Annotated in this window: 12 protein-coding genes; 5 read left to right on the forward strand and 7 right to left on the reverse strand. The window is 36.2% G+C overall.

Annotated elements, in window-relative coordinates; translation table 11 throughout:
- Positions 1-34: 34 nt before the first annotated feature.
- Positions 35-1,906 (reverse strand): ATP-dependent zinc metalloprotease FtsH, encoded by a 1,872-nt coding sequence (ftsH, locus tag GYX25_RS10995; protein WP_091350694.1) that lies wholly within the window; start codon positions 1,904-1,906, stop codon positions 35-37.
- Between the two features lie 85 nt (positions 1,907-1,991).
- On the reverse strand, positions 1,992-2,618 hold the full coding sequence (gene rlmE, locus GYX25_RS11000) for a 23S rRNA (uridine(2552)-2'-O)-methyltransferase RlmE (protein ID WP_174787372.1): 627 nt from the start codon (positions 2,616-2,618) through the stop codon (positions 1,992-1,994).
- Positions 2,619-2,715: 97 nt separating this feature from the next.
- Here rlmE and yhbY point away from each other — a divergent pair, with 97 nt between their 5' ends.
- The gene (gene yhbY / locus GYX25_RS11005; RefSeq protein ID WP_091350700.1) at positions 2,716-3,009 is read left to right on the forward strand and encodes a ribosome assembly RNA-binding protein YhbY; all 294 of its coding nucleotides are present in this window, start codon (positions 2,716-2,718) and stop codon (positions 3,007-3,009) included.
- Positions 3,010-3,068: 59 nt separating this feature from the next.
- Here the strand turns inward: yhbY and greA are convergent, their stop codons facing one another.
- Entirely contained in the window at positions 3,069-3,545 is a 477-nt protein-coding gene (gene greA / locus GYX25_RS11010; RefSeq protein ID WP_091350702.1) for a transcription elongation factor GreA, read from the reverse strand.
- Positions 3,546-3,790: 245 nt separating this feature from the next.
- On the opposite strand from greA, the gene GYX25_RS11015 reads away from it, so the two are divergent.
- The 3 genes from GYX25_RS11015 to hslO all read left to right on the forward strand — a co-directional run bounded on the left by GYX25_RS11015 (position 3,791) and on the right by hslO (position 6,770).
- Positions 3,791-5,407 (forward strand): hypothetical protein, encoded by a 1,617-nt coding sequence (locus tag GYX25_RS11015; protein ID WP_238786114.1) that lies wholly within the window; start codon positions 3,791-3,793, stop codon positions 5,405-5,407.
- A gap of 102 nt (positions 5,408-5,509) precedes the next feature.
- Entirely contained in the window at positions 5,510-5,905 is a 396-nt protein-coding gene (gene hslR / locus GYX25_RS11020; protein ID WP_245176393.1) for a ribosome-associated heat shock protein Hsp15, read from the forward strand.
- Complete coding sequence (hslO, locus tag GYX25_RS11025) at positions 5,898-6,770, forward strand: Hsp33 family molecular chaperone HslO (protein ID WP_174787375.1); 873 nt, start codon at positions 5,898-5,900, stop codon at positions 6,768-6,770. Before hslR ends, hslO begins: the two co-directional genes overlap by 8 nt.
- A 176-nt stretch (positions 6,771-6,946) precedes the next feature.
- Here the strand turns inward: hslO and tsaA are convergent, their stop codons facing one another.
- The 4 genes from tsaA to metN form a co-directional block, all read right to left on the reverse strand.
- Positions 6,947-7,666, reverse strand: coding sequence for a tRNA (N6-threonylcarbamoyladenosine(37)-N6)-methyltransferase TrmO (gene tsaA / locus GYX25_RS11030; RefSeq protein ID WP_180214387.1), 720 nt, complete (start codon positions 7,664-7,666; stop codon positions 6,947-6,949).
- A 117-nt stretch (positions 7,667-7,783) separates the two neighbouring features.
- The gene (metQ, locus tag GYX25_RS11035; RefSeq protein WP_091350710.1) at positions 7,784-8,686 is read right to left on the reverse strand and encodes a methionine ABC transporter substrate-binding lipoprotein MetQ; all 903 of its coding nucleotides are present in this window, start codon (positions 8,684-8,686) and stop codon (positions 7,784-7,786) included.
- Positions 8,687-8,700: 14 nt separating this feature from the next.
- Positions 8,701-9,381, reverse strand: a complete 681-nt coding sequence (locus tag GYX25_RS11040; protein WP_425337797.1) for a methionine ABC transporter permease — start codon at positions 9,379-9,381, stop codon at positions 8,701-8,703.
- A 91-nt stretch (positions 9,382-9,472) separates the two neighbouring features.
- Positions 9,473-10,504 (reverse strand): methionine ABC transporter ATP-binding protein MetN, encoded by a 1,032-nt coding sequence (metN, locus tag GYX25_RS11045; protein WP_091350715.1) that lies wholly within the window; start codon positions 10,502-10,504, stop codon positions 9,473-9,475.
- Positions 10,505-10,622: 118 nt separating this feature from the next.
- Between metN and gmhB the strand changes: the two genes are divergently transcribed.
- A complete protein-coding gene (gene gmhB, locus GYX25_RS11050) occupies positions 10,623-11,159 on the forward strand; it encodes a D-glycero-beta-D-manno-heptose 1,7-bisphosphate 7-phosphatase (protein WP_091350717.1) in 537 nt (178 codons plus the stop codon).
- Positions 11,160-11,447: the final 288 nt, after the last annotated feature.

The following is an 11,447-nucleotide window of genomic DNA, read 5'->3' on the forward strand; positions in this document are numbered from 1 at the left end:
AAAAACGCGCCGTAGCGCGTTTTATTTTTTGAATTTATTCGCTTTCTGATTGTGGCGGCGTGTCATTCCCTTCATTTGGGATCTGTTTTGCTGCCTGTTCGTCACTTTCTGTCCAGTCATCCGGTGTGGTGAGTGGACGACGAGCAATTAAGTCTGCAACTTGTTTTGAACCAATGGTTTCGTATTTCATTAGTGCATCTTTCATTGCATGTAGTACGTCAATATTATCCGTTAAGATTTTACGAGCGCGCTGATAATTGCGGTCAATAATGGCTTTAACTTCTTCGTCAATAATGCGAGCTGTTTCGTCAGATATGTCTTTTGGTCGTCCATATCCATTGTCATCTGTTTCGTAGAACAGTGGTCCCAAGCGATCAGAAAAGCCCCACTGGGTTACCATGGCTCGTGCATATTGTGTGGCTACTTTGATATCATTTGATGCACCTGTTGAGATCTTATTTTCGCCATAGATGAGCTCTTCTGCTAATCGTCCACCATAAAGCGTAGCAATGTCGCCTTCAAGCTTTTCACGGCTTTCACTGACACGATCACCTTCTGGTAAGAAGAAGGTGACACCAAGGGCGCGTCCGCGCGGAATGATGGTGACTTTGTGAATTGGGTCGTGATCAGGCATTAAGTGGCCAATAATAGCGTGCCCAGCTTCGTGGTATGCTGTTGATATGAGCTGTTCTTGTGTCATGGTTAGTGACCGTCTTTCAGTACCCATGTTGATTTTATCTTTGGCTTCTTCAAATTCGTCCATGGTGACTAGGCGTTTGTTTCGACGTGCAGCAAATAATGCCGCTTCGTTGACTAAATTTGCCAGTTCTGCACCCGAATAGCCCGGCGTGCCTCGAGCTAGGACAGATAAGTCGACATCACTTCCTAGTGGTACTTTACGGACATGCACCGCAAGAATTTGTTCACGGCCTTTCATGTCTGGTAAGCCAATTTGCACTTGGCGGTCAAAGCGGCCCGGTCGTAGTAATGCCGGATCTAAGATGTCAACGCGGTTTGTTGCTGCGATGATGATGATTCCGCTGTTGGCTTCAAAGCCATCCATTTCAACAAGCATTTGGTTTAATGTTTGTTCACGTTCATCGTGACCACCCATTGACCCTGCACCACGTTTGCGACCTACGGCGTCAATTTCGTCAATGAAGATGATGCAAGGTGAGTGTTTTCGTGCTTGTTCAAAAAGATCGCGCACACGTGATGCCCCCACTCCAACGAACATTTCAACAAAGTCAGAGCCTGAAATGCTAAAGAATGGGACATTGGCTTCGCCAGCAATGGCTTTGGCTAATAAGGTTTTACCTGTGCCTGGAGGACCGACCATTAAGATTCCTTTTGGTATGCGTCCACCTAATTTTTGATATTTGCCCGGATCGCGTAAAAAGTCGACCACTTCGGTCACTTCTTGTTTGGCTTCTTCGCTACCTGCAACATCTGTAAATTTAGTTTTAATTTGATCGGGTGTTAACATGCGGGCTTTGCTTTTGCCAACCGACATTGGTCCACCTTTGCCACCACCTTGCATTTGGCGCATCATAAATAGCCAAAAACCAATGAGCAAAATAATAGGAAACCAAGAAACCAGAATACTAACGATTAGGCTTGGTTTTTCATCAGGGCTACCATAGACAGGTACTTTGTTGCTTAACAGGTCATCCATGAGTTTTTCATCAAAATAGGGGATGTAGGTAGTGTAATTACTATTTTCTTTGGTTGTAGCAACAATTTCGCGTCCGTTAATATGCACTTCTTGGAGTTTGCCATTGGTGATATCGGAATTAAATTGAGTATAATTGACTTGAGGACTGCTATTTGACATTGAGCTGAATTGGTTAAATACAGCGATCAATACTACAGCGATAATTCCCCAGATCAGTAAATTCTTTACCATGTCGTTCAAAAGAAAAACCTCTCATAAAAATTAACAGTTACGACTAAATTTAACGAAGTATGGTACTACAAAATTATACAACTGGCTACTTCATACCCATTGCAACAATATAAACTTCTCGAGACCTAGCGCGTGATGCTTCAGGCTTGCGAATTTTGACAGTTTTGAACATATTTCGCACCTGTTTTAGGTACTCTTCAAATCCTTCTCCTTGAAATACTTTAACGATAAAGTTTCCGTTAGGAGCAAGTACGTCTCGACACATGTCTAATGCCAGTTCAACTAAATACATGGCTCTTGGTATATCAACGGCAGGTTGACCACTCATGTTTGGGGCCATGTCTGACATGACTACTTGGACTTTGTCTTCGCCAACACGTTCTAGCAATGCTTTTAATACGCCTTCGTCACGAAAATCACCTTGTAAAAAGTCAACCCCGACAATAGGATCCATTGGTAGTAGGTCACACGCAATAATGCGACCTTTATCACCAATGAGTGATGCAACATATTGCGACCAACCTCCAGGTGCGGCACCTAAATCAACGACAGTGATCCCAGGTTTGAAGAGTTTGTCACTTTTTTGAATTTCTTCTAGTTTGAACCATGCTCTGGATCGTAATCCTTTTTTTTGTGCTTGTTGCACAAAGCGATCTTTAAAATGCTCATTGAGCCAACGCGTTGAGCTTGCTGAGCGTTTTTTGTTACTCACAGCGAATAAATCCTTAATGTAAAGAGGCTACTTCATTGATTACAGATATATATAAGGGTAGAATAGCAAAATTGCAACTTAATGTGATAAAAATTTAATGAATTTATCGAATAAACAAAAACAGTATTTAAAAAGTGAAGCTCATCATTTAAAACCTATTGTGATGATTGGTGCTAATGGATTTACCGAAGGCGTGCTTGCCGAAATTGACAACGCGTTAAATTTCCATGAGTTAATTAAAATTAAAGTTTCTGCTGAAGACCGTGAAACCAAGAAGCTTATTTGTGATGCCATTATTCGCGAAACAAAAGCGTTATCCGTGCAATTGGTTGGCTCTAATTTTACAATTTTTAGACCAAGTGAGGATAAGAAAATCACTTTACCTAAATAAATACAAGAACAGGGCTAGTTGCCCTGTTTGTGTATCTGCTTTTGTGAAAGTTGTTTTTACTAGATATATTCAACTTTAACAATGTCAAATTCTACATCACCACCTGGCGTTTTGATTTGTACGGTATCACCGTCTTCTTTGCCGATTAGACCTCTGGCGATAGGTGAGTTGACCGAAATAAGATTTTGTTTATAGTCTGCTTCGTCATCACCTACGATGCGATAGGTTGTTTCTTCGTCGTTTTCAATATTTATTACTGTTACTGTTGCGCCAAAAATAATACGTCCAGTATTTTTTACTTTGGTAATATCTATAATTTGTGCTTGTGATAATTTGCCTTCAATTTCTTGAATTCGACCCTCACAAAAACCTTGTTGTTCTCTTGCTGCATGGTATTCAGCATTCTCTTTTAAATCTCCGTGCGCTCTTGCTTCAGCTATGGCTGCAGTGATTTGTGGTCTTTTGACATTTTTTAGCTCTTCTAGTTCGGCACGTAATAGTTCAGCTCCCTTTACTGTCATTGGGATTTGTTTCATTGAGGTATCTCCCGTTTTTACTTATCATAAATAAAAAATAACTCCCCCTTCATCTGATTAGAGAAAGAGAAAGTGAGTTGTTCAGTTAATTATTTAAAAAAATATCGTTGCATATGTCTATATCTTAACTGTAAAACCAGCCTAACCACAAATGATTTATATTGAAAATGAAATGCTATTTTGATTAAAATAAGTTATTGTACTAGAATGCGTTAACATTTCTTTACAAAAAATTAAAATTATTTATGCTACGATTACGGATTTACATAATCACTTTTTTATTTGTTACTTGTTTTTTTGTATTATTGTCTTATTTTGTTGTGCAAACTTCTTGGGGTGCCAAAATTGTTAGCCAGCAATTATCTAGATTAAGTTCTTATACTATTTCAATAGGCAAAGTTCATCACTCTTTTTCAAACTTTTATGAGTTAGTTTTTGATGATGTGGTTATAACTGATGATAAGCAAGAGATTGTTAATGTTCCGACCTTAGTTGTTGGCTTGGATAAAAGTGATCTTTGGCAATTAACACATTTTAATTATGTTACTGTTATTGATGGTACTATTAATTATATTCATAATGATGGTAAATCTAGCCATTATAACTTTTCAGCAAATACGCTAAAGTTTGTTAATTCAACTGCTAATGTTTCGATTAATAATGGGGCTGATGAACTTTCATTCACTCAGCTTAATGGTGGCGTTAAACCATTTTCCTTATCAGGAGAAAATAAATATCAATTTGATTTTTCTTCGCAATCCGTGTTGGTCAACCAAATTTCTATCAAATCACTGCTTATTCAAGGATTTCATCGCGATGATATTACAACCGTGACTAATTTAGGTGGTAATATTGATAATGGTTTTTTTGTAAGTAAATTAAAAGTACTTGCTGACAATAGTTTGAATATTGATCAGCTACAACTGCATAATATCAATTTACAATCAACTGAAGAGGATTTTTTGGATAAATATTCTCATCTTCTACCAAAGTCGACGATTAAACAATTATCTATATTTGAAAGTAGCATACAGTTGCCTAGTTTTTTAATTGAAAAAGGTAATATTGAAGCAACCAATATTCGTTATGATAGTCAATGGCATTTTGATCAAAGCGCTTTTGTTTTTAATGCCGATCATGTTGTTTGGCATGATGAGACGTTTGCATCAGTATTAGTACAATTATCATCCAACAACCAAGAAGTGACAATCGAAAAGGTACTCGCAAAATGGAATAAAGGCAGTATAAATTTTGCTGGAAAGTGGGAAGATAATTCCTTACATCTAGATCAATTAACTTTATCAGATATTAATTATCAGCTTCCTGAAAAGCTAGAACTGCCGGTATTACCGAGTATTTTTAGACGTATTGAAGTAGACAAGCTTACCATTTTACAAAGTTTGTTAATTAGAAAATATAGCGATTTTCCATTTACGTTATATAACTTTCAAGTTTCTGGCACTGGTGTTACTTTAGCCAAAGATCAAAAATTAGGGATCTTTTCAGGTACTACCTCTTTTAAATCTGAAAAAGGGTCGTTTAATCGAGTTGATATTAATTATCCTGATATGATTGTAAAATTTGATGCCGAAAATCATGCATCGTTAACATTTAGCGTTTTAGTTAGTGGTGGTATGATTGAGTCAAAAGCAAAGTTTGATCCATTGCAAAATGAGTTCTTATCTTTTCAGCTTAATGCTTATGGTATAGCAAGTTCATTACTAGAAGAATGGAAAATAGCAAAACAACCACCAAAAACCATGAATTATTCGGCCGATTTACATGGTAAATTACTGCCATTTAGTTTTTCAGGTACATTTTCTACAAATGGTAAAAATTATATTATTAATTCTGAGCATTGATTTTTGTAAAAGCATTCTTATATAACTTGTTAAGATGTTTAAGACATTATGTGTGTTTGAATGTAAAAAACGCAATAATAAGTGTAATATGAGGGTGTGATAGTGCTTGTAAGATTAGATAAATGGCTTTGGGCCGCAAGGTTTTATAAGTCGCGATCATTAGCTCGCGAAATGATTGAAGGCGGAAAAGTACATTATAATGGTCAACGCACTAAACCAAGTAAAATTGTTGAAGTCGGTGCAACTCTCACTCTTCGCCAAGGCTCAGATCAAAAAACAATTCAAATTTTGGCTATTAGTGAACAGCGAAAAACTGCCACTGATGCTCAGCAACTTTATCAAGAAACCCCCGACAGTATTGCTAAACGCGAAGTAATAGCACAAGCGCGTAAGCTTAATGCATTGACAATGCCGCACCCGGATAGAAGACCTGACAAAAAGGAGCGGCGTGATTTGATTAAATTTAAATATGATAGGCAACAAGGTGACAATAGTTAATATGGATACTTTAAATCGGTTTTTATTTGATAACCATCCTATTCGTGGTGAAATTACTCGTCTTGAACAAACATATCAAGCAATTTTAGATAACCATACCTACCCAGTTGCGGTACAAACCTTGCTTGGTGAATTATTGGTTGTAACCAGTTTATTAACCGCAACACTAAAATTTGAGGGTGATATTGCTGTTCAGTTGCAAGGTGATGGTGCGTTATCTTTAGCCGTTGTTAATGGTAATGATCAGCAACAACTACGCGGAGTTGCTCGGGTTAATGGTGATATTGCTGATGATGCGACACTGAAAGATATGGTGGGTAATGGCTATATAGTTATCACTATCACACCCAAAAATGGCGAACGTTATCAAGGTATTGTAGGATTAGAAAAAGAGACGCTTATTGGTTGTATCGAAAACTATTTTATGCAATCAGAGCAGCTCCCTACACGCTTGTTTGTAAAAACGGGTGTACATAATAATAAGCCAATGGCAGCAGGTATTTTATTGCAAGTTTTGCCAGCTAATGATAATGCCGATGAATCATTTGAGCATCTTAGTGCTTTAACCGAGACAATTACGAGTGAGGAGTTATTACAACTTTCTACTGACGAGATTTTGTATCGTTTATATAATCAAGAAGAAGTGCGTCTTTTTGAAACACATGAAATTACCTTTAAATGTAGCTGTTCACGTCAACGCTGCGAAGATAGCTTAATGACGTTACCCGAAAACGAAGTTGATGAAATCTTAAAGGAAGATGGCGGTAATATCGATATTCATTGTGATTATTGTGGGAAGCATTACTCGTTTGATGCCATCGATATCGCTGAAATGAGAAGTAAACGTAAGGTAAATTATCATTAGTCTTGCACTAAAAACCACTAAAATTATAAATATAACTTTAGTGGGAAAATAAAATATAGGGAATTAAACCCATATTCAATGTACCAGAATAGTGACAATGAACAAACTATTTTTAACGGTTTCGCGTATTTTTTAATTTATATTTATAAATCAATTTGTTACTTAATTGATGATTTTTAGTTACCGTTTATATCACTTTTATGAATATCTTCAATAATGGCGTGTTTGTTGATGATCTTCCATTTTATATTAAAATGATAAAGTGTTATTCCATAGGTTTGTTCACTGCTATTTTTCTGTTTGTAGGCAGGCCTTGGATCTTGAGATATCACTTGCGTAATTAGCTCAGCAAGCTGGGGATAATTTTGCTTTTGTAAATCCAATATTAATTGTGCTTTTTGTGAAAATTCAACGGTTAATTTTTTATCGGGAACTGATTGCGCGTATCCCGCAAGAGCCTCTGGATGACTGTCACAATAAGGTAGATAAGGTTTAATATCAATAATGGGGGTGCCATCAACTAAATCAAGACTACCTAATTTTAAGATAACCTGTTTATTTTCAACGACAATACCTTTTAATTCAACGGCTGACAATCCAATGTGATTCGGTCTAAATGGCGATCGGCTAGCAAATACACCCATCGTTTTATTACCACCTAAACGAGGCGGCCGAACTGTTAATCCCCACTTTTCAGGCGCAATATGGTGAAATAGAAATAATAGCCATAAATGTGAAAACTGTTCTAATCCTTTAACACTGATAGGATCATTATAAGGAGCTGATAAATAAAGTTCACCTAGCCCAGCGCCAACTAAATTAGGTTGTCTTGGAACGGCAAATTTTTCACTATAAGGTGAGCGGATAATGCCGATGGGGTCAATTTGATATGTCATAATTGATTTTTGATTGAGTTTACACTATTGTTGTTGACTATGTGAAAATAGCGACGAACGGATACCGTCGAGCTCAGCCGACGGTATTGAGGTGAGTCAATAATTATAACTTTACTATTACCAACCGCGAATCGCACCACCATTAAAGATTTGGTTAGCTTTTTGTGCAACAGCATCAGTTTGGTATGCTTTAACAAAGTTTTTCACGTTTTCGTTATCTTTATCAGTTTCACGCGAAACGATTATGTTGACATATGGCGATTCTTTATCCTCAACAAAAATCCCATCTTGGCTTGGTGTTAAGTTCGCTTGTCCTGCAAAGGCGTTATTGATGATTGCTAGATCAACTTGCGCATCATCTAGTGAGCGAGGTAACATTGGAGCTTCAAGTTCTAAGATCTTATAGTTATAAGGATTGCTTGTAATATCAAGTACAGTCGGCAGTAAACCTTTAGATTTATCAACCGTAATCATTCCTTCATGTTGTAATAAAAGTAATGAGCGGCCCAAATTCGTAGGATCACTAGGAATTGCAATTGTTGAGTTAGCTGGAATAAAGAAAGTTTCACCTCGTGGTGAAGTGACTTTTACGCCATTACCTGTTTCTTCTGTTTGAGAAATTGGTTTGAGTTTTTTAGAATAACTTGCAATTGGATAAACGAACGAGTTACCAACAACAGCTAATTTGTAGCCACGTTCTTTCATTTGTTCATCTAAAAAAGGCTTATGTTGAAAAGCATTAACATCAATTAAACCATCGTTTAATGCTTGGTTTGGAATGACATAATCACTAAAAATTACTAGTTCAACATCTAGGTTATAAAGCTCTTTCGCTTGTTGTTTAGCTACTTCTGCTACCTCTTCTTCAGGACCAGAAATCACGCCTACTTTAAGCGTATTTACTTTAGCTGGCTCTGTTGGTTTGTTATCTGTTGTGGCTGATTGTTTATTATTATCACAACCAGTTAAAAAAAACGCACTCACCAATGTGGTGATTAATGCTAGCTTTTTAATTGACATAATTTTCTCCAAGTTTATTGATGAGACACACGTTTAACAATTTTATTGCCAATAAATTGAATAATAAAGACAATAATAACTAATATCACTAAAAATATATTCATCATATCATAGTTATGACCTTCATATCCAAATCGTTTTGCTAGATCGCCAAGCCCTCCTGCACCAACAGCTCCAGCCATGGCTATATAACCGGTTAGCGTGATTAATGAGATTGTCATGCTGTTGATAATTACAGGTAATGTTTCTGGCAATAAAACTTTATAGATAATTTGTATCGGTGTTGCTCCCATAGAGCGAGCAGCTTCAATTAATCCTTTTGGAAGATCAAGTAATGCATTTTCAATCATTTTGGCAATTAAAGGGGCAACGCCTATACTTAGCGGTACAATAGCTCCTTCTCTGCCCAAATAAGTTCCTTTACCTGTAAAAATTTCCATTATTTCCATTGTAAACGGTTGAATCCATACAATTAATATAATAAAAGGAATTGAGCGAAACACATTTATTATAAAAGAAAGAACATTATGTACTATATTATTTCCAAGTATATTTCCTTGGCGAGTTATATATAGCAAGATACCTAATGGTAAGCCCATTAATGTTCCATAAAAACCAGATAAAAAAATCATATAAATAGTATCATCAGTTGCTTCTGCTATTTTGAATAATACTGGTTCGTTTAATCCTTTGATTGATGAACAAAATGCAACAAAATCGGCCCAAAAATTGTATTGAGCTAAGTATCGAAATAAAGATTCAAAAGGTTTAAAAGCGGGAATAAAATCAAACATAACCTAGCACCTCTACTTTGGTATTATTTTTTTCTAAGAATTGGATTGCTGACGCAATACTTTTAGGGTTACCTTCCATTTGGGCTAGCATTAAACCAAATTTAACACCACCAGCATAATCCATTTGCGCGCTAATGATGTTACTTTCGATATTAAATTCTTTGGCAATTTGTGATAATAAAGGTAAATCAACCGAAACTCCCGTAAATTCTAAACGAACTAAAGGGTTAAGTCCTGCCTTAGGCTCTGGCGATAGCCTTGCTAAATAGTCATCAGGAATATTTATATGTAAGGTCGATTGAATGAACTGTCTTGCAATATCGGTTTTAGCATGGGAAAAGATCTCACCAACCGATGATTGTTCAACTAATTCACCATTACTGATGACTGCCACTTGGTCGCAAATCTGTTTCACAACATCCATTTCGTGAGTGATTAACAAAATTGTAAGACCTAGTTTTTGATTAATGTCTTTCAATAATTTCAAAATAGATCGAGTTGTCTCTGGATCAAGTGCACTAGTTGCTTCGTCGCACAAGAGTACCTTTGGATCACTTGCTAAGGCTCTAGCAATCGCAACGCGTTGCTTTTGTCCGCCAGATAAATTAGCAGGGTAAACGTTTGCTTTTTCAGTCAATCCGACTAACTCTATAAGGTCGTTCACTTTTTGCTTAATTTTTGCTTTAGGAGTTTTATTAAGCTCAAGTGGAAAGGCAATATTATCAAAAACAGTGCGCGAAGAGAGTAAATTAAAGTGCTGAAAAATCATACTAATTTTTCGGCGTACTTCAATTAGCTTTCTATTTGATAGGTGAGTAATTTCTTGATTATCGAAAAATATTTTACCACTAGTCGGCTTTTCAAGTAAGTTAACGCAACGGATAAGCGTACTCTTTCCTGCCCCTGATTTGCCAATAACGCCATAAATCTTCCCTTGAGGAACATGTATGCTGATGTCCTTTAATGCATGAATTTGGGTCTTATTATGTTCAAATATTTTCGAAATATGCTGTAGCTGTATCATAATATATAAAGACAAAAGATGAATGGGTGAATATTAAGACGTCTAGACATCTAAGTCAATCAATAATATGCTATATAAAGATTAGAGTAATATCTAAATTAAAAGGAAAAATGAAAAAATGAAACCGGCTATTTTTTTAGATCGAGATGGTACCATTAATATCGATTATAATTATGTACATACAATTGATAAATTCCATTTTATTGATGGTGTCATTGATGCGATGCAAGAACTCAAAAAAATGGGTTTTTTGTTAGTTATTACAACTAACCAATCCGGTATTGCTAGAAATAAATTTACTGAAGAGCAGTTCCATACATTGACAGAATGGATGGATTGGTCGTTACAAGATCGCGGTGTTGATTTAGATGGCGTGTATTATTGTCCTCATGATCCGTTAATCGATAAGTGTGAATGCCGTAAACCAAACCCCGGCATGATCCAAACCGCAGCCAAAGAACTAAAAATTGATATTGCTAACTCTTATATGGTGGGAGATAGAGTATCGGACTTATTATCGGGTAAAAAAGCAGGCGTTAAAAAGACTGTGTTAGTAAAAACAGGCGATACAATAACTGAAGAAGCATTGGCTCAGGCCGATTGGCTAATTGATAGTTTGGCAGATTTACCTAAAAAAATAAAAGAAATATCTTAATTATTGGTGTAATCTTATAAACAATATAATGAATTCGCTGAATATTTATGGATTAATTTTAATCAAAATGTATTGTTTTAGTCTATTTTTAGTGTATCTTGCGTAAAAAAAAAGCAAACAGGAATAAATAACACAATAACCCCTTGCATGATTTTTTTAAGTCCCTATAATGCGCATCCACTGACACGCAGTCAGCGCCAAGCAGGCGGTGAGTAAGATTAGTGAATGAGATCAAAAATTTTTAAAAAAGATCTTGACGAATAAAAAGGTGTAGCGTAGTATACGCAG

It is taken from the genome of Gilliamella sp. ESL0254, from assembly GCF_013344985.1.
Lineage (GTDB): Bacteria > Pseudomonadota > Gammaproteobacteria > Enterobacterales > Orbaceae > Gilliamella > Gilliamella bombicola.